The following is a 20213-nucleotide window of genomic DNA, read 5'->3' as shown; positions in this document are numbered from 1 at the left end:
CCCGCAATGGGTGTCAGACCTTGGCCCACTTCCGGTGCAGGGCCTCGCGCTTCCGCTCCGTCTCCCGCTTCCTCGCCGCAGGGGTCTGTTCCAGCTGGAACTGCGACTGACCCGTCAGGGCCTCGAAGAACCGGGCGAGGGCCTCGCGACTCGTGACGCGCTTCCCGCCGATCTTCGCGCACTCGAGTTTCACCCGCGACTTGCCGACCCGAACGCCCTTGTCGGCCCAGACGTACACCGTCGGTAGCGCCGGTTGCTTCCCGGCCACGGCCGGCACGGCGGCGACGGCCTCGGCGAACGTCAGAAGTGTCTCTGATAGTAAGGCGGGGGCATTGCCGAGATTCATTTCGTAGCCCTCTGGGTAGGGCGCCGATCTTCGGACAGAACTCGCTGTGCGTCCAGATCAACTATCCCATCACCCGCCGAGCTGGGTCACGTCCAGCGCCTCGAGCATCTTCTCAATAGCCCGCACGTCTTCGGATTTGCGAAGGTCGATCTCGCCCGCCTCGGTCGGCCATGCTCCGGAGACCGCGGACCAACTCATGGCTCTCACGCGGGTGGCCGGCCGGTAGTTGATGAGCACGTCCCGGTGGATGCCGCTCCGGAAGTGGATCTGCGCAACACAGTACACCCGCTTGGCGGTTCGGACCACGAGCACCCACACCTCCGAAACGGCGGCCTGGAGGAGCGAGCGGAGCCGGAGCCGCCCCGGCTCGTCCTGTGCCGCGTCGAGGAGCGTGCGCGCTTCGGACCACACGCCGGAGAGCGGGTTCTCGTCCGCGCGCCGGGCTGCGGTGAGCCGCTTGAGTGCGTCCTGGCGCTTCGAGTCGATCGCCCGGAGTACGCGGACGAGTGCGGGCACGTCGGTCCCGTCGCCGGCGAGCTCCGCTTCGATGGCCTTCATGCGCGCGTCGAGGCCCGCCAGTTCTTCCGCGAGCGCAGCGGACTCGCTCTGCGGCTCCTCGCCCGTCACGTCCTTCGGGTCGATCTCCTTCAGCCGGGTGAGGACGGCTTCCTCGAAGATATCGTTGCGGAACCCGTGGCTCCCGGGCACGCCGCGTTCGAGCACCTTGGCCGGGATCAGCACGCGGAACCGGTGCCGCTTCTGGCCGCGCCCCCAGTCGCGCCAGGAGATGAGCATCTTGCCCCGCGAGTGGGCATCCCACAGCAGCCCCGTGAACAGGTTCGCCACCTTCTTGCCAACCCGCCCTGGCGATTTCTTACGGGCCGCGAGTGCGCCCTGGACTCGCGAGAACAGGGGCTCGTCGATCACTTTGGGGAAGTATCCCGCGATCGGTTCGCCGTCCGGCTCGTCGCCTTTGTAAAACTGGCACTCGCCCAGGACGGTGCGTGCGTTCAAGATCTTGGAGATGTACGAGCGGCGCCACATGACCGCGCCGCCCCACGGGGTGACCTGGTCCTCCTCCAGGGCGCGCACGATGAGCGAGAGGCCGCGCCCTTTGCTGGCCAGGTCGAAGATCTTGCGGACCACTTGCACACGGTCCGGGATGCCAACGACCTTGCCATCCCGCTCCTCAAGCCAACCGGGCAGCCGGCGTGTCAAGATCCCGTTGCCCTTCCGGGCCTGTAGCTTGCGCTGGTCCCACGCTTCCGTCACACGCTCGCTCTTCGTCTTGCTCTCGTCGTGCCCGCGGGCCTGGCTCATCTGTCCGCGGAACAGGGAGAATAGGTCGGACTTCTCGTTCAGCTCCTGTTCTTCGGGCACGAGCGTGACCACGGAGATGCCCGCGAGCAAGATGCCGGACAACAGGTGGACGGCTCGCACCGGGGGCTCGCGCGAGAGGCGGTCCATGTTCTCGATCAGAAGGACCGACCCGCGGGGGATGCGCTCGGCCTCGACATCGCGAAGGAATGCGGCGAGCACGCCCGACTCGCGGTTCTCGCCCTTGAATGCGCTCACCCCGGTATCACAGTAAGTGGCGCCGTCGAGCACGGTACCGGTCCGCTCACACCACTCGCGGGCTTTGGTCGTCTGCCGGCGCACGGAATCGCCGTCACCCTGTGTGGGAGAGGAGTAACGGAGGTACGAGTACGCGACCCGCTTTGGGGATGTGTCGCTCACGGCATGCGCTCCGTGGTGTGGAACGGAGCGCATGCTACCGATGTCGAGTGGATATGTCTACGTTAGGTTCCAGTTGTAGGCCTCGCCCATCATCAGTTCCCACCAGTGATTGAAGTCGAGGATCTCGTCCGGTGGTAACTTTGTGAGCCGCTGTTCCAATCGCTCCGCGTGGGCGTCCGGGTCTTTGCGCTTGCTCTTCTGGATGTGGTCCCAGAATTCGTCGAGCGTCATGGGCGGCTCCCGTGCATCAGATTCCGAGCAGTTTGCGTCCCGCCTTCACGGACCGCTTCTTCGGCGCGCGCGGGTCGTCGTTCACGTCCAGTTCCCAGCAGCAGTGGATCGCGTAAGCGTCCTCGGGGCTCATGGCCGCGTTCGTTTCGCCGAACAGCGCGAAGGTGATGGAGCCGACCATACCCAGACCGACCTCGTCGGTGCCATCTTCGTTGCGGCCCGCGTAGGTGTACTTGAACAGCCACACGCGGCGCCGGTCGTTGGTCGGCGGCCAGTCGAGTTCGCGCGTGTCGTACAGTGTGACGTCGGTGGGCGGTTCGCCGAACTCGTTCGGGTGCCGGAGCCACTGGCACATCTGCGCGAGCGCGTTGAAGTCCGGCTCCCGGGCCGCGGCCGGGATGCGGTCGGCCTGATCGAGTTCTTCCAGGTACTGCTGCGCCATGATGCTGTGCTGCGGGTCTTCGCACATGCGCGCCAGAACCGTGAGGCCCGCGGTGCCCCCGCGGTACGCGGACGCCCAGGCCGCTTCCATCTGCACGCCGGTGTCCGCGTGGTCCATTGCCAGCGACGCGAGCGAGTTCCGCGCCTTCGATTCGATGAACGGAAGCGCGGCGGCCGCGCTGTGCGCGTAACTAAAGTGTTCGGAGTTCGAGTCCGCGAGCCACGCTTCCAGGCGCTTGTGGCCCTCTTCGGTGTCGAACGGGTGCGCATCGAGCCGCTTCTCGCGCGCCGCGGCGTTCACCAGATCGAGGTACGCGACCGCGGCGAAGTCGGTCGGGAGCGGGTCGCGCAGCCGGTCGATGAGTTCCGCTCCGAGCGGGTGCCCCTCGTCTGCGAACACGCCGAACACGATCTCCCACATGTACTCGTCGGGGAACCGGCGCACGGCCGCGACGATGCGCTCCAGTCCGGGCTTCGAGACGTACACCGCGAACATCTTGCAGATCGTCAGGAGCGGGTCGGACGGGCACTCCGGCACGACGATCGCCGCATCGAAGAGGCGAATCAGTTCCGTTATCCCGCGGTCGCGGAGCAGGCGGGTGGCGTCGTCGGACGACTCGTTCTGGAACAGCACCGCGAGCGTCTGGAGCGGTGTGCCGGTTTCACCGTGGATCTTCGCATCGATGAGCGGCTTCACATCAGTAATTTCCGCGAGCGCGGTGACCAACCCCTCGGCGTCCGCGAGGGTCAGTTCCTCGTCGTCCCAGGGCTCGAGTGCCTCGGACAAGCTGGAGGCTTCCGGCTTCGCGAGCGCGGTGCGGATCGTATCGGCGAGGTCCAGTTTGCGACGAGCCATGTCGTGTTCTCGTAAGAAAGTGGTCCGCCACTCCGTGGCGTCTCCGCGGGGCTAAACAAGATCCCCGCGAAGTGGCTACCGACTAGTACCCTGCCTTTGCGGTCGCGGGGGTCGCGACGCCATTGGCGCTGGGTTCGGGCGGCCACTCTTTCCAGTTGTTCGCCTGCCGCCAGAAACTCAGCGGGTTGTCGTACACCACTTTCTTGATCTCCGATTCCTTGTGCCCGCGGCGCTTCATTTCTTGAATGAGTTCCGGCACCGCGAGCGGGTCCGATTTGCCCCAATCGCCGGCCGAGTTCGCCATGATGCGGTCGGTGCCGACCATTTCGATGATATCGCACGCCCGCGCCGGGGTGCATTTGGTGACCGGGTACAGTGTCATCCCGCACCAGAAGCCGTTATCGAGTGCGAGTTTTACGGTGTGCTCTTCGACGTGGTCGATGCACACGCGGTGCGGCTTGACGCGCGGGTCGTTCTTGAGCATGTCCACGATCATCCGCGTGCCCTTGTACTTGTCCTCAAGGTGCGGCGTGTGGATCAGAATCAGTTCGTCGGTCTTCGCGGCGAGATCGAGGTGCTCCTGGAAGATGGTGGCCTCGTTCGCGGTGTTCTTGTTGAGGCCGATTTCACCGATCCCGAGCACCCCGGGCCGGCCCAGGAATTCGGGAATCATGGAAATCACTTCGCGTGACAGCGACACGTTCTCGGCTTCCTTGGCGTTGATGCACAACCAGGAGTAGTGCTTGATGCCGAATTGCGCCGCGCGCTTCGGCTCGAACTCGGTGAGGTGCCGGAAGTAGTCGTGGAACCCCTGCGCGGTCCCGCGGTCGAACCCGGCCCAGAACGCGGGCTCCGAAATGGCCGCGCACTGCGAGTACGCCATCCGCTGGTAGTCGTCCGTGGTCCGCGAAATCATATGGATGTGCGGGTCGATGTAGTTCATATTATCTTTAACTCCTTACCCGGCATCATTTTGCGTCCGGTGTTGTCACGAGTTACGTCACGAGTTCGTGCTTTTCCGGTATAATGGCGTACAGCAAGACGGCCATCTTGCCCGCATCCGTCACCCTCGTCTTCAACCCGCCAGGATACCACAGCCATGCCCGGCCCGAAACCGTCCGTGCGCTACTGGGCGTCGAAGAAGGCCTACGGCTGCTGGATCGGCCCCACCCAGCACTTCCTCGCCCGCGGCCCGGAAGACGCGCCGAGCGGCCCGACCTACCTCGAAGCGCTCGACAAGTTCCGCAAGCTGGTGGCGAAGGACGCCGGGAAAGGCACAGATGATTATCTGGTTTCCGCCCTGCTAAACCAGTACCGGGCCCACCTCCGCTCCACCAGAAAGAGCGGGGTGCCCGGCGTGTTCGAGGTAATGGCCCGCGGGTTCGCCACCGAGTTCGGCGCGAAACGGGTGAACGAACTGAAGCCCTACGATTTCGACCAGTGGGTGGAACGGCAGACGCAGTGGAACCCGACGAGCAAGGCGCACGCGGTGACGCTCGTCCTCGCCGCGGTGTCGTGGGCGGTGAAGAAGGGCTTCATCCTGACGAACCCGCTGGCCGGGCGGGTGGAGCGACCGCAACCCATCCTGCGGGGCCGCGACGCCCGGATGAGCGAGGAGCTGATGGACCTGCTCATCGGAGAGTGCTTCGAGAAGGGCACCTACCACCGGAAGGCACGCACCGACACGCCCGCCATCCACCTGAAGAAGACCGGCTTCTGCGAGCCGTTCGGGAAGTACCTGTGGCTGCTCAGGCTGACCGGGGCGCGGCCGGGCGAGCTTCGTCACGCCGAGGCGTTCAACTACGTCGGGGGGCGGCTGGTGTACCGCTGGAACGCCCAGCGGGGCTACATCTGGAAGAATGCGAAGAAGAGCCAGCGTGACCGCATCATCTTCCTGACACCGGAAGCGCAGGCCTACGTCGAAGAGTGCATCGCCAAGCACCCGGAGGGGCCGATCTTCCGCACGCTGCGGGGCGAACCGTGGTCGCCGCAGAACGTCACGCAGAAGTGGCGGCACTTTCTCCTGAAGCGGCCGAAAGTGGTGGCGATGCTCGACCAGCACGGCATCGACCCGAAGCAGATGAAGACGTACAACTTCAGGCACTCGGCCATCAGCAAGTGGCTCGACGCGGGCGGTGACATCTACGTCGCGTCGCAGCTCTTCGGCACCTCGGTGAAGATGCTCGAGAAGCGGTACGGCCATCCGGACATCGACCGCCTGCACGAGCGGTACATGGCGTTCGCGTCGAGCAACCCGCTGGCGATGCCGTGGGCGGCACCGGCGAGTGGGTAAACGCCCGAACCGCGCGTACTTCCGCAGTGTCACCTCAAATGTCAAGATGTTACTTTCTAAACAGCGTTGCCTGTGGGGCAGATCATGTCCAGTCAAGGCGAGGATATCCGGCTAGAAGATGTGCGGTACGACTGGTCCGACGAGACGATCAATGACTCGATAATGGACGAAGACCTCCTGCACGTCTACCAACCGTTCCTCGACGCCGGGGCCCACCTCGCGGTCTTGCCCGTGGCCCGGCTGCACGTCGAGTCTCCGGTCGCCTTTCCCGGAGGAGTCGCCTTCTATGCGCCCGGCGAGGTGGATTTGGACCAACTGAACGTCATCCCGAACCGGTCTGATACCGCGTCCCTCGCGGAGCATTCGTCGGCCGCGTCCGGCATCACCCAGGACACCCTCGATCGGCACCCTGTCGTGGTGTTACCTTGCCGGTTCGATTGGGGGGCTTTCCGGTCCGCCGGGCACAGGACGCACCTGGCCTTCATCCGAAGGCTGTCGGAAGAGGTCGATCTGCTCAGCCTGAACTGTGTGCGGTTCCGGTCCTGTCGCCTAGAGCCGATTGACGACCTCCCAGCCCACGCTGGTCAGGTCGCGAGCAACCACATGATGGCAGGCGCGTTGCTTTACAACGGCCAAATGAAGGATTCGAGGATCGTAGGAGGTGCTGCCTTCACCCATTACCTGACCCGCGGATTGGGGTTGCCGCTGGATCATCTGGAGTGGGGGGCTTTCCCTCGGAACGGGGAGACTGGCCGGGTCGCGAGCCACGCCCTCTCCCTGTACGCATCCCTACTCGAGTCGGACAACCAGACCGCCCGGTTCATGCAGGCACTCAGCCTCCTCGAGTTCTTGGCCTCGCCCGACGAGTACCAGCGCTTCGAGAAGGTGAGCAAGGTCATTGCCCGCTACGTTGCACGCGATGCCGCGGAGTATCAGCGGATGCTCACGCGGTTCCACGAATTGACCGGGATGAAGGAGCCAGGGAGCGGGCAAATCGTCGGCTACCGCACCAGGGTCGTGCACATGGGAAGTCGGATCGAGCAGCTTCTTCCGTCCCAAGAGGCACGTAAGCAGCTCTTCCTGGAATTGGACGGGTACATCCGCCCGGTCATCGAGCACTTGGTTGCTCATTCCGAAATGAGCTTCGTGAGCTACCTTGAAGTCCGCGAAAAGCTTCGGCCCTTTGAGCAGGGATGACCCAGGAAACGCTGCGGGCTGGTGCGGTTCGCCCAAGTCATGCGGCCCTCGCTTTCAGCAACTCGTCCACGTTCTGCTGGTGGACCTTGAACTCCAGCACCCAGACCCACGGGCTGGCTTCCCATGCGTCGTAGCCATGCAGTTCGCACCAATACGCTTGAAAATGGCCCGCTGAGCTGGCGTAGGTGCCGGGCGATGAGATGGTGAAACCGCCGCCGATAGGAGTCTCCGGCAGTGCATCGCCCATCCAACCGGGCGAAAAGCCTTCGGCCTTCGCATCCGCCTCGCTGATGTCCTCCAGTCGCTCAACGCGCACGGTGGTGATCTCCAGCGTCATGCGAGACATTCTTCGAAGCATGAAGCGGGCGTGTCGTGCTCTCCCCCACTCACCGCCGTCTTCGTAGGGCTTGTAGTCAATTGGGCTTTGGTCAGTGATCTCACGCGGGGGATGGTCATCCCACCAGTGCTTTGCCCGCCAGGCTTCTTTCACCCAAAGCAGGTCCCCGGGTTTGCCGTAGGGGCAGAGCGGATGGTACATGAGCGGCGTATGGTAGCCGGGGGGTGTTTCAAACTCCGCCTGTGCTTTGCCATTCCAGTCGAACATCATGCGCACGTAATCCAAGCTTTGATCAGGCTGCGGCTTCACCACTCGCCGCGTCTGGCTTTTCCTGCCGTCGAGCAGGGCGCGAACCATCGGGGCGGAGAAAGGGATGGGCCGGGCTTTCATGTCCTCGGCTCCACCGCCGCGAGGATGCAGGACAGGGCGCAGCTATGCTGGCGTAGCGCGTCGAGGACGAAAGCGTCACGCCAGGTCAGGTTCGCCAGCGGGCCGAAATGAGCGGAGAAATCGCGAGTGGGGGCGGGTGCAGGCTCGGCGATCGTTGCAGGTTTCACGACGCGGTAGGCGATGATGTCGGCCGCATAGCCCGGGTGATTCCAGTAAAGTGAGCCTGCGTCTATTTCCCAAACGTGCCCTTTGCGACCGCGGCACTCCACCACCGTCTCCGGCGGTACCGGACACTTGCCACCCGACCACTGGATCCAGCCATCGGGGTCGGGGACATCCCATTCGGCGACGATTCCCCACCGGGCGAATCCACTGTAACTCGGCTGCCCGTCCTCGCGGCAAAAGGCCCCTTCGTCCATGCCGTCCTCGAACATGGCGAACTGGCCATCCAGCTTCCACCGTGCTGTGACCTTCCGCCCATCCCGAGTGCGGTACGCCTTGCCGACTTCCAGCTTCAACGCTTGGGCTGTGACGGGTGTGGTCATCGTTTTACCCAGTAACCGAAGGAAAACGCGGCTCCGGCGACAAACAGTTCCCTCGCCATCCCGCCCGTTAGCAAATCTGGACCGTCATGAATCACGTCGGCAACCGTCCAAACTGCCACCCAGACAGCTATTTCGAAAGCGGGTTTCAAGAAACGCTTCACTTCACCTCACTACCAGCCCCTTGACCCAGCAGACGCGCGAAAGCGCCAGCGTTCTGCGTCTGCTGGGTGAAAGGGCCGAATTGAGGGGGTTCATGAACGCTGGCATGTCCCGAGCCGTAGCACGCCCCCAACCTTCGCGCAAGCAGAATCGAGCCGATTGCCCCACCGAATCCGCCCACTTAGAATCAACCCCGGCTTGGTGAACTACCCCGACGAGGAGCCCCCATGATGGACATCCGCGCGTCTGACCCGGTGCGACGGTACTACCCCGACGCCCTGAAGTCGTCGTGGTTCATCACTGCATTCCTCTCCTACATGAAGCACGCTCTCAAAATCAGCGAGAAGCAGATTGCGTTCCTCACCAGCATCTGCAGCGACGACCTGAACAGCGTGGAGTGGCCGAGGACCGGCATGGTGGGGCCGTTCGTGCAGGGCGGCCTCGACGGTTACCCGTTCGCCGGGAAGACGGGGCTGGGCGCGTTTTCGCACCACATACCGGACGGTGGCGGGGCGATGCTGCTCTACGGCCCGCACGTCGGCATCACGCAAAGCGGCCTGGTGGGGCAGGTCGTTCGCCCCGGCCAGAGCAAGCCCACCACGTGCTGTGGGGCAGCCGCGGCAGCGCTGGGTAAGCTGGAGAATGACCAGATCCTGCCGAAGCCCCCGAGCCAGTTCGCCGAGAACGACTACCAGCAGGAGAAGCTGGAACAACTGGTGCTGGCTCACAAGGACGCAATCCTGTCGGCTGGGCCACAGGGTGGGCCGCAGCGGTTCATCCAGATGTCGGAGGCGATCCGTCGCGAGCAGCAGCAGGCGATGGCCAGCCTTCTGACCCACGTCGATTTCGAGCGCCCGGCGTTCCTGTTCGGGTGCATCCTCATCAACGAGGACGCCGGACACGAGTCGAGCATCGCCTTGCGAGCCGCGGGGCGCATCGACCACGGAAAGTACGAGGACTTGACCGAGCCGTTCAAGCAGTACGCGGAGCCGCGGTTCAAAGAGCTTCAGGCGGGCAAAGCGGATGCGTTCAAGTGAGCCTGCGGCCACTCACGGCTCAATAGAAAAGCCCCGGCATCCCTGCCGAGGCTTCTACCACAGTTCGAGCTTTTCCTTCTTCGGCCTGCCCCTCGGCCTGCGCGGCGGTGGAGGCTCCTCGGGCGGTGGCGGCGGCCCGCGTGGCTCCAGAAGATCCACGAGGCTGTCTTCTTCGATGAGCAACTTGCCCAGGCGGCGGTTGCAGCGGAGCTTCCCTTGAGCGACGAGGCGGTAAATCAGCTTCACCGACACCGCGCCGTTCAGCCGTTGCACCACCTGCCGGACGGATAAATACGACTTCATCACGCACCCACCTCCCCCAGCCCAGTCAGCGCGCCGTGGACGCTCGCGGCCAGCAGCGCCAGCCGTTCGCCGTTGGCGTCCGCCAGCGCCCGCAGCCGGTCGTATTCCGGGCTGCCGAGATTCGCGCTCTCCAGCTTCGTGATGCAGCGGGCGAGGAGCGAGCCGTAGGGCGGAGTGCTGCCGTTCTCCATGCAGCCCCTGGCCAGTTCGACCAGCCCCTCGGGGCTCACATGGCCGAACGCCATCCGGTGCATGTCGGCGAACGCCCGCACCAGCAGCGCCGTGTCCTTCGCCCACTGCTCCGCGGAATCCTCCGGCGAGGCATACAGCACCACCGTGGGCTGCGGCTCGTGGTGCTTCTTGCACAGCAGGCAGATGTCGTCATCGTTCATGGTGTACCCTCTCGATACCTTCGTTTTCGTGATCCCGCACGGCGGAACGCTCCGCACGCGCCTCGGCGGCCAGGTCGCTCACCCGGTCGGCCAGCGGCACCTTGCCGTACCCACCGTCGTCCGGCATCGCCATCTCGACCGCCGCCAGTTCCCTCTGGCTGCTGTGTGCTACCCGCAGGGCAGCGTCGAGTAGGGCGTCGGGGGCTATCATCCGCGTCACCGCGGCGACGAACGCTTCGAACGTCACTCCCCAGTGGGCTGAATCCTGGGCAATGTTGGCGAGCTGGCCCTGCGGCGTCATCTGGTCGAAAACCCGCCGCTCTCCGTCGGCGTCGGGTTGCTCGTAGCCGCACTCGACTCGGGCGGCGATGGAGTCTGCCACCTTTTCGGCCCACCGCTCGGGCGTCATCTGCCACCCTTTCTCCGGTTTCCTCAACTCGAGGTCGGCATCCTGCCCTCGGATCGCCGCCACCGCCTCCGGCTTCACTCCGTATGCGGCGGCATCCCGCATCACGTCCTTGAACGTCCCGCCCGCCCGGAGGCCGTCGGCGACACCCGCCAGCGCCTCCTCCCGCTGCTCGGCGAGCGCTTTCTTAAAGTCCTTCATCGCGTCCCCCTTAGTTATTCGACGGCTTCGCCAGCCGCTGTCGCTCCCGGGCCATCAGTTCATCACGCTTGATGAGGCAGGCTTCCACCGCCGCAACCGTCATGGAGAAGAACTCCTTCTGCTCCTCCTCACGGAGCAGGTGCCCCACCATGTCCAGCACGGCCTTGGCGGTCGCCCAGGCACAGTCGTGGTCAAGTCTCGTCATCGCGGTGCCTCCGAACGAGGGGCAGGGTGGGCGTCCCCGCCCGGGTGGTTACCGCTTCCAGAGCTTGATGCCGAACAGCACCGCCCTGGCCGCGCCCCGCGCGACCCCCTTGTTCCGCTCGTGCCGGGCCTTGTTCCACTCCATGTGCTTGTCCATGAGCTTGCCGAACTGCTCCGGCCGGCAGGTCAGCATGTAGAAGTACCAGACCAGCATCGCGCCACAGGCCAGCAGCGCGAGCTGCATGATTGGGTCGTTCACGGTGAATCTCCTTGGTTGGTGGTTGAGGGAAAGGCCGTCCGTGGCCGTGGGTGTCTACCGCCGGCGGAGCAGCCGGAACACGCCGATGCCGAACTTGGTGGCGGTTTCGGCTGCCTTGCCCGCCTTGTTCATGTTCTTCCAGCCCTCCTCGTTGATGGCCTTCCACTTGTCGGTCTGGAAAATCATCATGTAGACGGTCAGCCCGGCGAGGCCGAGCACGAACAGCTTGTCGATATCCATCGGAATCTCCTTAACGGTGGTTATGAATCGTGGCTCTGGTCGCGTGCGATTCCTGCGAACCGCATCTGTTTTGGCCGGGGGTGCCGCCGACTGGTTACGGCGGCTATATCCCCGGCACTTTTTCACCGCTCCATCTCCATCTCGACTTCCTGCTGCTTCTCGACCTGCGCCACGGGGGGAAGGCCGTGCTGCGGGGTTTCCTGCTCAACGCCCTTCTGGCCCTCGCCGTAGGGGACGTAGGCGTTGCCGTTGAACAGCGCCTGCGCGACCTCGGCCTGCCCCTGAACGCCGAGGCGACCCAGTTCCGAACCGATCTCCGACATCACGTTGCCGAGAAAGCCCTTGGCCTCCTCGACGCGGTTGCCCAGCTCCTGCCCGACCTCCGCTTTGCTCGGCATCGCCTCCGCGATTACCTGGTACGTCTCTTTCATCTTCATGGTCATCTCCAGTGGGGGCTTGTCACCACCGCCCACCACGCCCCCAGCGCGATGGACAGCATCATCACCGCCGTCGTCCACACCTCCGCCGTCTCCTGCATCCGCTTCCACCGGCCCGGCTGGCGGTCGCCAGGCTCGTAGTACCGCGTCAGCGCCGTGCAGATCGGGCGTACCGACGGCGCGAAGGTGATGGCAAGGCGGGGGCTCAGGGTCATCACCTCCTCCGGCTTCAGCAGCTTGCGCCCCTGCTGCTGCCAGTTGTCGTTTCCCCCCCAGGACTCCCCCCGGCTGCTCGATGCGTCCGGGCTGTTCGACTGCTTGGAGCCGCCCCAGTTCTCGCCACCGCTGCGGACGACTATGGTCTCCTCCCCGAGCTGGTTGCTCACCTGCTCCGCCGTCTCGTAGTCCCGCACAGCGAAGTAGACCTGGGTGCAGTTGGCTAGCAGCGTCTGGTCGCGACCCTCCCGCCAGCAGGTCTTTAGTTGGCCGGTCGCTTGATAGTAAAACTGACAACGAACGCCGTACCCGCGACCCAGCGATACAGCATCCTCCAGCGAGTCCATCTGCCCGAGGCTGGCGGCCTCGTCGAGCACGAAATGGACAAGGTTCTTCTCCTGCGCCCCGTTCTTGACGCACGCCCGCATTAGGGTGCCGACCCACAGCCGGAGCAAGGCCGCGTGGCTCTTCAGGTACTCCGGCGGCAACACCAGATAGACCGTCACCTTGCCCTTCATCAGATCCGCCGGGTCGAAACTGCTCGTTCCGGTGCTCTGCGCGACCGCCAACGTGTCGAGGAACGCCGTATGCCGGTTGGCGGTGGACAGCACCCCTGCCAGTTCCTTGTCCTTGAGGTTGGCGAGCTGGGCACCGAGCCGGGCGATCATCCCACCCCACACGGGGCTGGCGCACATTTCCTTGATTGCCGCGTTCCGAGACTCCGCGATGGAAAGCAGCGTCCGCACGTCTTGAAGCGACTTCGTCTTCGTCCACAGCGCGGCGACAATCATCCCGGCGGTGAGGGACTCCGCGTTGTCGTTCCAGTGCGGGTCGGGTTCGTTCATGCCTCGGACGACGATCTCCTTGGCGATGGCGCGGGCCTCGTCGAGCGACTGGGGGGAGTCGTTGCGTAACCCCGCGATGGGGTTGAGCGTGTCCGGGTTCTTCGTCACCAGCCCGAACGGGTCGATGATGAAGACGCGCTGCCCCATCCGGCGGCGGGCATCGGCAGTGAGTTTGGCGTTCTCCCCCTTCGGATCTATAACCACCAAGGAGTCGAGGCAGGACAGCAGGAACGGGACGACCAACGACACACCCTTCCCAGCTCCACTCGGGGCGAACACCACCGTGTGGACGGCGTTGTTCAGCCGCACCATCTCGCTCTGCGGTGGGAGCCGCTGAAGCTTCCTGCACGAGAGCATCAACGCCACACATGCCTCGCGGGCGTGTAACCGCTTGTCGAACAGACCCTTAAGAGCCGCCCAGAAGGTCGGACGGCGGACTTCGATCTTCCCCAGCGGCAGGCCGTGCCCGCCGAGCATCCCGGCGCGCTTCAAGTCGGCGGCGTTTGCCCAGCGGGCCGTGCCGTGGCTGGTAAGCTGGATGACCCTTCGCCCGCCGAGGTATCCGACGAGGATGACGGCGAGGAAGAGGACTGCCGGGTATCGGGCGGCGAACCCGGCGGCGATGGCGGCGAGGCCGAAGATTCCGGCGATGAGGATGAGGCGGCAAAGCGTCACTGGTTGCTCTCCTTTAGTTTGAGCTTCTCCCACTTTTCGGACTCGATCTGCGCACAGAGCATGTTGGCTTCGGCCTGGAGCTGGCGGGCCTCAGCCTCCGCTCGGAATGAGTTCGAGCAAATCCAGATTCCGCGGGCCGCAACGGCGGCGTTGACGACCAGAAGCCAGTTGAACAGCGTGTCATGCAACATTGCGAATTTCCTCCAACTGCGCTCTGAGACCAGCTATCTGACAGCGAAGGTCTTCAGCCCTGTCGCTATCGCCTTCAATCTCGCCCTTAAGGTTGTGGATGCACCACATGCCTTGGAATGGAAACAGGAACATCAATGCTGGGTAAACCCAAGTGACAAAAAGCCAAAGAAGCCATCCGATCATCTCGCACCTCCAAAAGTTGTTGACTGCGTACGCCACCCGTGGCACCGTGCGGGTGCTGCGGCGGCCACGTAGGCCGGGTTAGGGCGTTCCAGGGAGTACCAGGGTGCCGGAGTGTGGAAGACCGGCCCGCAGCTATCCGCTACGCTCGTAGGCGAGCACTCAAGACCCGCAAGGGCCGCCGGGAGTCATGACCCGGCGTAGTGATGGTGGGGTAGCTCAGTTGGTAGAGCGGCGGGTTGGTGCACCATCCCCGCAGGTCGCAGGTTCAAGTCCTGCTCCCGGCCGCCATCACACCGCGACCTTCGCCTTGTCGGCCATCACACGCGCCCACGTCTTCACGTCGATTTGCTCTTTGTTGGCGCGGCGGGCGCTTTCGAGCGTCGACTGAAGCGCCTCGATGAGTTCATCCAGCCCCATCTCCGCGCCCTGCACCGTAACCACCGTCCCCGTGGACAGCGGGCAGCGAACCTTGGCCAGCTTGACCGTGGACGCGCTGGTGCTGCGAGCCTTCTTCACCACCGCTTCGAGATGGTCGCGGCTGGCACCCGACAGCTTGAGCGCGAGAAGACCCGCTTGCTTCTCCTGCGGCAGCTTGCTAGCTGAGTAGCAGTCGGTAATCCCGACCTTCCCGTCGCGCAACGCGTCCTGCCACTCCTGCACGCACTTCGACGGCGACAGGATGCGGGTGATGGTGCTGGGGTCGAGGCCCAGCGCCTCGGCCGCGTCCTTCATCTGCCAGCCTGCGTTCATGCACATCAGCTCCGCGCACGCCGTCCACTGCTCGTAGCCCGTCAGGTCGGCGCGGAGCATGTTCTCCACGAGCTGCCACACCCGCTTCTGCGAGTCGGTCAGCACCTCGTCGGCAATCTTCACTTCCAGCGTGGGCAGGCCGACGAGCGTGGCCGCCCGCCACCGCCGCTCCCCGGCGATGATGGTGCCGTCCGGCTGGCACAGCACCGGCTGCAGTTGCTTGCGCCGCAGCGATTCGCCGAGGAGACGCAATTCGGCCTCGATGAACGACTTGCGCGGCTGGTTGGGGTCAGGCTTGAGCCACGAGAGTGGCTTGTTTTCGAGCTTCGGCATGTTGCTCCTCCGGTTGGGCTACCCCCATCTGCGAAGTGGCAGGCATGAAGTCAACGCGCCGCGTAGCGCATCTCCAAAAAAGCGCAAGGCCAGAACCGGCAGAAAGAAGCGGATGCGTGCCCGCGTCGCGCAATTGCTTGAAATGAAGGCAGTTGCGCGATTTCGCGAAAAACCTGTTCGCGTTCGTGCTCCCCGCCGTCCAGAAAGTCCGTCGTGCTGCGGGCTGCTCCCCGCTGTCCAAGAGGTACGCGAGGCCGCCGCCCGCAAGCCGTCCGGGCGCAACTCAACTTCGGCAATTGACTTGGGTTACGTTCTGCGCTACCCCGGATGCGTTTGCCACGCCGTTCTCGTCAGGGCGAACACCGAACCAGAACAGAAGGAATCGCCCCATGGCACGAGCCAAGAAAAAAGCGGTCGCCGAACTCGGCCAGCCCGCCACCGAACAGCCCACCCTCACCGCCGCCGACTTCAACCCTGCCGAGTTCGACCCGGCCATAAAGGCCGCAGCCATCGTGCAGGACGTGGCGAACAGCACGCACCTACCGGCCGAGCGGGAAGCCGCCCACGAGAACGGCCACTCTGCCCGGTTCGCGCCCCACCGCCAAGATGGCCAGAGCCATGCGGACGCAGTTGGTCGCCGGGCCGGGTATTCCGCCGCGGGCATGACCGATGTGGTCGCCGGTGTTCGACTCCGCGAGCACCAGAACCCGTACCTGTCCACCATCAAGTTCGACGAGAAGCCGTCGGACGAGGTGAAGTCGAAGCTGAAGGAGCACGGCTTCCGCTGGAATCAGGACAACAAGGAGTGGATTCGCCCCATCGAGTACGAAACTCGCGTGCAGGACCGCATCCTGGCCGAGCGGGCGTTCGAGGAGGTGGCGAAGATGGTGCGTGACGAACGCGGCATCGCCCACAGCTACGGCGGCGTCGCGTAACCAGCCCGCCGACTGCCAAAAGAGAAGGCCCGTTGCGTCGCCCTTTCGGGTTCGGCAGCGGGCCTTTCTTCATTCCGTCCAGCAGTAGCGGCACGTCGCGCAGGTCGTCCCCTTCTTCTTGCCTTCCGGCGTTTCAGTGGGGCAAGCCTTTTCGAGCACGGCGAGCGGCAGTGTCAGCTTCCGGAGCGGATGGTCGAGAAAGACCAGGTCGGCCTCCCTCGTGTCCTCTTCCACGTCCGTCTGCATCCACGCCACCCTCGCACCCTCCGGCACCTCGTCGGGGTAACCCGTCTCGGCGTCGGCGGACAGCCAGAGCTGCATGTTCGGTAGCGCTGCGATGTCCTTCAGCACTGGGGCGATCGTCGGCACGCTCCAGCTCCGGGTGTAACCCCAGAACTTCGTGTGCTCGGACCGCTCGATGATGTCGAGCATCTTGCGGGCATACCCGGGGGAGTACACGTCACCCGAGCAGTGCCAGCGCATCAGCAGCACGCCCTTGCGGTAGAGTTCGTCGACCAGGCGATCGGCGAAGTCGTCCCGCTTGGACTGTTCGTGGCACCAGCGAAGGCGCTCCTGAACTTGCGGGAAGGCGAACCGGCCTTTCCGCGCGTAGCATCGGCCGTGACACAGCTTGGTTTTGCCAGGACAGGTCAGGCCAGCAGGCAGGTCGAAGTGATGAGCTTGGCTCGAAAGCTTCTCGTTTCCAGCGACCAGCAGACCTCGAACGGTGTGCATGACTGCACCTCGCACGGGTAAGAGGCCACACGGCTGGGAACACCCCAGACGCATGAACCTCGAAACCCGGCGAGGAAGTCACAGTTCAGTAATTCGCGCAAGCGTTACGAAAGTGCTGGACAGATGAAATGCGTTGCGCTACGGTCGAAACGCATATCAAACATGGAGGCACATCATGAAAGACAAGGCTCTACAAGTGAAATTTCTAAAGGGTGCAGGAGAACTGGAAGGACCGTTCGGCGGCAGCTCTTACATTCACCGCACAGCCGACGGGGATGCGTTCCTAAAGGCTGCGGAATCCGGCGGGCCCAGCACGCGATACCACTTTCACCAAGGTGACATCGGCGGGTCGTTCCCCAGCGAAGAGTCGAGGAAGCGGTACATGGACAAAATCAATACGGCCGCCGGGGAAACCGTCGTCGTCCCTGCCGAGGCCGCATGACCACCTGTCCGCAGTGCGGAAAGAAGTTCACGCCCACACGCGCATGGCAGGTGTTCTGCTCCCCCGTGTGCAGGCTGAAGGCGTGGCGGAAGAAGAAGCAGGAGGCGAAGAAATGACAGTCGTTACCCAAACAATCCGCTACGGCTGGAACACCATCCGTGAAGGCTACGAGGCGAGATGTGCCTCATGCGGAAGGGGATTCAAGCGAACAGTCTCAACCGGTTTCAACAGCATTGCAACACCTGAAAACCGTGCTGAGTATCGCTCGAAACTGAGGGTAGAAGCCCAAGCAATGAGCCAGAAGCCGATCATTTGCAACGCCTGCCAGAAAGCAGCGGTCGCAACGGCGAAGTCCGTCGAACTGGTGTCCGACGAAACGCTCGCGGCGATAGCGCAACTCGAAACGGAGCAATGCTCGCTGGATGAACGAAAGAAGGTCTTGGTGCGTGAAATCGACCAGCATCGCGGTCGGCTTTTCCTCCACGCTGGCGAAACGTACGCCCAATGGAGTTGCGGATTCGGCTGGGACGGTGACCGCTTCTGCGTGAGTGGCAACCGTGTCAGCAAGACGAGACCGTGGGAAACGACGAACTCGTCGGTGGATGCGCCGCTCGCGGAAATCACATACCTGGACGACACGCTGGAAAACCGCAAGGCGGCGGTAAGCAAGAAGCAGGGGGCGAAGTGAGCGTAGACGCGGCAACATTTAGGAATCAACGCGATGCAATGTTCACGCGCGACATCCCGGCCGACGTTGCGGCGATGCCCACGATAGCTTTGCAGCACGCTCTACGGTCGGAGCCATTCATCGACCCGTTCAAGTTCCTCGAACTCAAGCGGCGTGGTGTCCAACCATGACTCGCCGCAAACCCCGCATCAACAGCGTCGAGGAAGCCGACAAGGCGATGGAGCGCCTCGGGTGGCTCCGCGCCCAGGCGACACCGAACGCCGCTGTACGCGAACTCTGGGACTGCGCCGTGGCGTACCGCGCGGCGGTGCATCGGCAGCAGCCTGGAGAGAAGAAGCCCGGATGGGCTGAACGAGTAACGAAGTAAACCGCCCGCAGGGCAAGGAGGAGTATGAAGTCACTGTTATCACTATCGGCGGCATTTGCACTGTCGGCATTTCAAGGCGACCCGATTACATTCGTCGAGCGGGGGGCCACGTCGCTGCCCCGGTCAAAGAAGAAGACGGGCGCACGCAAGCAGCAACGGGCATCCCAGAAGCGGCGGCACCGCCTGAAGAGGGGACAATGAAAGCCGCCTCGCGTCGCTCCCCGGATAAAGCCGTCGAAGCGTTCAACCGCCAGTTCCCCGTCGGTTCCGAGGTGATGCTGAAGAAGGACTTCGAGCCCATTCCTGTTCGCACCAAGACTCGCTCGGAGGCGTTCGTCCTTTCTGGCCACAGCGCCGTGGTCTTCCTCGAAGGCATCAGCGGTTGCTACCTGCTCACGCATGTCAGCGAGCCGAAGCCATGACCGACCCCACCGACACCGCCACCTCCGACACCCCCGACCTGCTGGCCTTCGCCTTCGCCACGGCCACCTTGCTGGGAGCGTCCCTGCTCGGCTGCTTCGGGCTGAACGAACTGCTGCGGCGGAAGGAATGCCGGGAGATGGAGCGGTGAGTGCCGGGTTGCGGAGTTCGCTGGTGGAGCGCGTGGCCAAGCGTCTGGTCCGTCCCTTCTACCGGGAGCCGGATTTCTACATCGGCGGCAGGGACAACCCGTACCTGCTCCGCTGGTGGGTCATCCCGCGAAATCGACTTTTCAACATCTACCTGCACAAGTTCCTGCGGGACGATGACGACAGGGCACTCCATGACCATCCGTGGATCAGCCTGAGCGTCATCCTGAAAGGCGGCTACATCGAGCACACCACCGACGGGGTGAGCGTCCGTTTCGCTGGGGGAATCGTCTTCCGCCGGGCGACGCACGCCCACCGCCTCGAACTGTTGCGCGAGGATGGTAGAGCTGTGCCTGCCTGGACGCTGTTCATCACCGGACCGAAGATCCGCGAGTGGGGCTTTCACTGCCCGCAAGGGTGGCGGCACTGGCGCGAGTTCACCAGCGAGGTGGACAGCGGGAATGTCGGAAAGGGATGCGAGCCGTGACCGCTGTTTTGAATCCCCCACTGTTGGAGCGGGTGAAGGCCGCCCTGCATGTGTACGTCGCCCGTGGCGACCGTATCAACGCCGCCCAAGCTGCCATCGACGCCTGCCACGCAGAACAGATGCGGCAGATGCTCGAGAAGGTGACCCGCCAACTCAAAGCGGTCGAGCCTCGATATTCACGCGATAAGGCTGTCATCGCAGAGGCTGAAGCCCTCCTCGCCAAGCTGGATGGCCAGCCGTGAGCGCCCGCATCGTGTCCGAGTCCGAGTTCCACGCCCGTCTGGTCGAAGTCCTCACCGTCCTCCCGGATGACATCGGCAGCGTCACCGGCCCCGGACGCTCTGGAGCCGTGGCGGCGGCCTACGCCTCCCACCTGCTCGGGGTGCCGTTCATCCCCTACGGCTCGCCGTGCCCCAGCCATCTCGGCCGCCTGCTGATCATCGACACGGCCCGGGAGAGCGGCGCGACTCTGCGGAAGGCGGAGCGGCGGTACGCCGAGGCAAGCCCCATCGTGGTCGCCTGCTTCGAGGAGCCGCCCCGGGTGGCCTTCTGGTATGAGGCTGGGAAGCCGCAGCGGTACCGGCATGAGAAGGCTCTGGCTGCATGACCCACATCCCCCACCACTCACCCCCGCCAGGCCGTTTATCTGGTGACGATGAAGCCGGAGCCACGTCGCTCAAGGGGAAAAGACCGTTTCCCAAGAGGGAGCCTCGGCTTTTCCCCTTGCCCGCCGCAGCCACCACCGGCTTCTCACTGAACACCATACGGCCCCGATTGGCGGGGCT

Annotated in this window: 30 protein-coding genes and 1 pseudogene; 13 read left to right on the top strand and 18 right to left on the bottom strand. The window is 64.1% G+C overall.

The genetic code is table 11. The annotated features are described in order from the left end of the window. Nucleotides 1-13: 13 nt before the first annotated feature. From J8F10_RS09350 to J8F10_RS09330, 5 genes are all read right to left on the bottom strand, one after another. Nucleotides 14-346, bottom strand: a complete 333-nt coding sequence (locus tag J8F10_RS09350; RefSeq protein ID WP_210653563.1) for a DUF1580 domain-containing protein — start codon at nucleotides 344-346, stop codon at nucleotides 14-16. 69 nt (nucleotides 347-415) lie between these two features. Beyond that, the gene (locus J8F10_RS09345; protein ID WP_210653562.1) at nucleotides 416-2083 is read right to left on the bottom strand and encodes a recombinase family protein; all 1668 of its coding nucleotides are present in this window, start codon (nucleotides 2081-2083) and stop codon (nucleotides 416-418) included. A gap of 57 nt (nucleotides 2084-2140) precedes the next feature. Continuing rightward, on the bottom strand, nucleotides 2141-2314 hold the full coding sequence (locus J8F10_RS09340; protein WP_210653561.1) for a DUF4240 domain-containing protein: 174 nt from the start codon (nucleotides 2312-2314) through the stop codon (nucleotides 2141-2143). A gap of 16 nt (nucleotides 2315-2330) precedes the next feature. Next, nucleotides 2331-3611: a hypothetical protein gene (locus tag J8F10_RS09335; RefSeq protein ID WP_210653560.1), complete on the bottom strand. Its 1281-nt coding sequence runs from the start codon at nucleotides 3609-3611 to the stop codon at nucleotides 2331-2333. Between the two features lie 82 nt (nucleotides 3612-3693). Then, on the bottom strand, nucleotides 3694-4554 hold the full coding sequence (locus J8F10_RS09330; RefSeq protein WP_210653559.1) for a TatD family hydrolase: 861 nt from the start codon (nucleotides 4552-4554) through the stop codon (nucleotides 3694-3696). A 156-nt stretch (nucleotides 4555-4710) separates the two neighbouring features. On the opposite strand from J8F10_RS09330, the gene J8F10_RS09325 reads away from it, so the two are divergent. Together J8F10_RS09325 and J8F10_RS09320 are read left to right on the top strand one after the other, a co-directional pair. Beyond that, nucleotides 4711-5904 carry a tyrosine-type recombinase/integrase gene (locus tag J8F10_RS09325; protein WP_210653558.1) on the top strand — a complete coding sequence of 398 codons (1194 nt, stop codon included), beginning with the start codon at nucleotides 4711-4713 and terminating at the stop codon, nucleotides 5902-5904. A gap of 84 nt (nucleotides 5905-5988) precedes the next feature. Then, nucleotides 5989-7101, top strand: a complete 1113-nt coding sequence (locus J8F10_RS09320) for a hypothetical protein (protein ID WP_210653557.1) — start codon at nucleotides 5989-5991, stop codon at nucleotides 7099-7101. A 37-nt stretch (nucleotides 7102-7138) separates the two neighbouring features. Here J8F10_RS09320 and J8F10_RS09315 read toward each other — a convergent pair whose 3' ends face one another. Both J8F10_RS09315 and J8F10_RS09310 read right to left on the bottom strand, forming a co-directional pair. Beyond that, nucleotides 7139-7828 carry a hypothetical protein gene (locus J8F10_RS09315; protein WP_210653556.1) on the bottom strand — a complete coding sequence of 230 codons (690 nt, stop codon included), beginning with the start codon at nucleotides 7826-7828 and terminating at the stop codon, nucleotides 7139-7141. Beyond that, entirely contained in the window at nucleotides 7825-8373 is a 549-nt protein-coding gene (locus J8F10_RS09310) for a hypothetical protein (protein ID WP_210653555.1), read from the bottom strand. The genes J8F10_RS09315 and J8F10_RS09310 overlap by 4 nt, the downstream gene beginning before the upstream one ends. A gap of 386 nt (nucleotides 8374-8759) precedes the next feature. On the opposite strand from J8F10_RS09310, the gene J8F10_RS09305 reads away from it, so the two are divergent. Next, entirely contained in the window at nucleotides 8760-9569 is an 810-nt protein-coding gene (locus tag J8F10_RS09305; RefSeq protein ID WP_210653554.1) for a hypothetical protein, read from the top strand. Between the two features lie 54 nt (nucleotides 9570-9623). On the opposite strand, the gene J8F10_RS09300 is transcribed toward J8F10_RS09305, so the two are convergent. From J8F10_RS09300 to J8F10_RS09260, 9 genes are all read right to left on the bottom strand, one after another. Beyond that, nucleotides 9624-9875, bottom strand: coding sequence for a hypothetical protein (locus tag J8F10_RS09300; RefSeq protein WP_210653553.1), 252 nt, complete (start codon nucleotides 9873-9875; stop codon nucleotides 9624-9626). After that, nucleotides 9872-10264, bottom strand: a complete 393-nt coding sequence (locus tag J8F10_RS09295) for a hypothetical protein (protein WP_210653552.1) — start codon at nucleotides 10262-10264, stop codon at nucleotides 9872-9874. Before J8F10_RS09295 ends, J8F10_RS09300 begins: the two co-directional genes overlap by 4 nt. After that, nucleotides 10254-10871: a hypothetical protein gene (locus tag J8F10_RS09290; RefSeq protein ID WP_210653551.1), complete on the bottom strand. Its 618-nt coding sequence runs from the start codon at nucleotides 10869-10871 to the stop codon at nucleotides 10254-10256. Before J8F10_RS09290 ends, J8F10_RS09295 begins: the two co-directional genes overlap by 11 nt. 10 nt (nucleotides 10872-10881) lie before the next feature. After that, nucleotides 10882-11076: a hypothetical protein gene (locus tag J8F10_RS09285; protein ID WP_210653550.1), complete on the bottom strand. Its 195-nt coding sequence runs from the start codon at nucleotides 11074-11076 to the stop codon at nucleotides 10882-10884. 48 nt (nucleotides 11077-11124) lie between these two features. Beyond that, on the bottom strand, nucleotides 11125-11334 hold the full coding sequence (locus tag J8F10_RS09280) for a hypothetical protein (RefSeq protein ID WP_210653549.1): 210 nt from the start codon (nucleotides 11332-11334) through the stop codon (nucleotides 11125-11127). A 54-nt stretch (nucleotides 11335-11388) separates the two neighbouring features. Continuing rightward, nucleotides 11389-11574, bottom strand: a complete 186-nt coding sequence (locus J8F10_RS09275; protein ID WP_210653548.1) for a hypothetical protein — start codon at nucleotides 11572-11574, stop codon at nucleotides 11389-11391. 122 nt (nucleotides 11575-11696) lie between these two features. Beyond that, the gene (locus J8F10_RS09270; RefSeq protein WP_210653547.1) at nucleotides 11697-12017 is read right to left on the bottom strand and encodes a hypothetical protein; all 321 of its coding nucleotides are present in this window, start codon (nucleotides 12015-12017) and stop codon (nucleotides 11697-11699) included. After that, nucleotides 12014-13747, bottom strand: a complete 1734-nt coding sequence (locus tag J8F10_RS09265) for a type IV secretory system conjugative DNA transfer family protein (RefSeq protein WP_210653546.1) — start codon at nucleotides 13745-13747, stop codon at nucleotides 12014-12016. The genes J8F10_RS09270 and J8F10_RS09265 overlap by 4 nt, the downstream gene beginning before the upstream one ends. Beyond that, the gene (locus J8F10_RS09260) at nucleotides 13744-13938 is read right to left on the bottom strand and encodes a hypothetical protein (protein ID WP_210653545.1); all 195 of its coding nucleotides are present in this window, start codon (nucleotides 13936-13938) and stop codon (nucleotides 13744-13746) included. Before J8F10_RS09260 ends, J8F10_RS09265 begins: the two co-directional genes overlap by 4 nt. A 389-nt stretch (nucleotides 13939-14327) precedes the next feature. On the opposite strand from J8F10_RS09260, the pseudogene J8F10_RS09255 reads away from it, so the two are divergent. Next, a pseudogene (locus J8F10_RS09255) lies at nucleotides 14328-14410 on the top strand. On the opposite strand, the gene J8F10_RS09250 reads toward J8F10_RS09255, so the two are convergent. Further along, nucleotides 14411-15205, bottom strand: coding sequence for a ParB/RepB/Spo0J family partition protein (locus tag J8F10_RS09250; RefSeq protein WP_210653544.1), 795 nt, complete (start codon nucleotides 15203-15205; stop codon nucleotides 14411-14413). 389 nt (nucleotides 15206-15594) lie between these two features. Here J8F10_RS09250 and J8F10_RS09245 point away from each other — a divergent pair, with 389 nt between their 5' ends. Next, a complete protein-coding gene (locus tag J8F10_RS09245) occupies nucleotides 15595-16140 on the top strand; it encodes a hypothetical protein (RefSeq protein WP_210653543.1) in 546 nt (181 codons plus the stop codon). A 69-nt stretch (nucleotides 16141-16209) separates the two neighbouring features. Here J8F10_RS09245 and J8F10_RS09240 read toward each other — a convergent pair whose 3' ends face one another. Beyond that, on the bottom strand, nucleotides 16210-16875 hold the full coding sequence (locus tag J8F10_RS09240; RefSeq protein WP_210653542.1) for a GP88 family protein: 666 nt from the start codon (nucleotides 16873-16875) through the stop codon (nucleotides 16210-16212). Nucleotides 16876-17050: 175 nt separating this feature from the next. Here J8F10_RS09240 and J8F10_RS09235 point away from each other — a divergent pair, with 175 nt between their 5' ends. From J8F10_RS09235 to J8F10_RS09200, 8 genes are all read left to right on the top strand, one after another. Next, nucleotides 17051-17317 carry a hypothetical protein gene (locus J8F10_RS09235; RefSeq protein WP_210653541.1) on the top strand — a complete coding sequence of 89 codons (267 nt, stop codon included), beginning with the start codon at nucleotides 17051-17053 and terminating at the stop codon, nucleotides 17315-17317. Nucleotides 17318-17429: 112 nt separating this feature from the next. Then, nucleotides 17430-18005, top strand: a complete 576-nt coding sequence (locus tag J8F10_RS09230; protein ID WP_210653540.1) for a hypothetical protein — start codon at nucleotides 17430-17432, stop codon at nucleotides 18003-18005. 166 nt (nucleotides 18006-18171) lie between these two features. Then, nucleotides 18172-18372, top strand: a complete 201-nt coding sequence (locus J8F10_RS09225; protein WP_210653539.1) for a hypothetical protein — start codon at nucleotides 18172-18174, stop codon at nucleotides 18370-18372. A gap of 197 nt (nucleotides 18373-18569) precedes the next feature. Further along, on the top strand, nucleotides 18570-18794 hold the full coding sequence (locus J8F10_RS09220) for a hypothetical protein (protein WP_210653538.1): 225 nt from the start codon (nucleotides 18570-18572) through the stop codon (nucleotides 18792-18794). Next, nucleotides 18791-18943 carry a hypothetical protein gene (locus tag J8F10_RS09215; protein ID WP_210653537.1) on the top strand — a complete coding sequence of 51 codons (153 nt, stop codon included), beginning with the start codon at nucleotides 18791-18793 and terminating at the stop codon, nucleotides 18941-18943. The genes J8F10_RS09220 and J8F10_RS09215 overlap by 4 nt, the downstream gene beginning before the upstream one ends. After that, complete coding sequence (locus tag J8F10_RS09210; RefSeq protein WP_210653536.1) at nucleotides 18940-19428, top strand: hypothetical protein; 489 nt, start codon at nucleotides 18940-18942, stop codon at nucleotides 19426-19428. Before J8F10_RS09215 ends, J8F10_RS09210 begins: the two co-directional genes overlap by 4 nt. Then, the gene (locus tag J8F10_RS09205; protein WP_210653535.1) at nucleotides 19425-19670 is read left to right on the top strand and encodes a hypothetical protein; all 246 of its coding nucleotides are present in this window, start codon (nucleotides 19425-19427) and stop codon (nucleotides 19668-19670) included. Before J8F10_RS09210 ends, J8F10_RS09205 begins: the two co-directional genes overlap by 4 nt. Beyond that, nucleotides 19667-20035, top strand: coding sequence for a hypothetical protein (locus J8F10_RS09200; protein WP_210653534.1), 369 nt, complete (start codon nucleotides 19667-19669; stop codon nucleotides 20033-20035). The genes J8F10_RS09205 and J8F10_RS09200 overlap by 4 nt, the downstream gene beginning before the upstream one ends. The last annotated feature ends 178 nt before the right edge of the window (nucleotides 20036-20213 follow it).

Source organism: Gemmata palustris (assembly GCF_017939745.1).
Classification (GTDB): domain Bacteria; phylum Planctomycetota; class Planctomycetia; order Gemmatales; family Gemmataceae; genus Gemmata; species Gemmata palustris.
The sequence above is the reverse complement of the archived record's forward strand: the minus strand, read 5'-3'. Positions and strand labels throughout refer to the sequence as shown.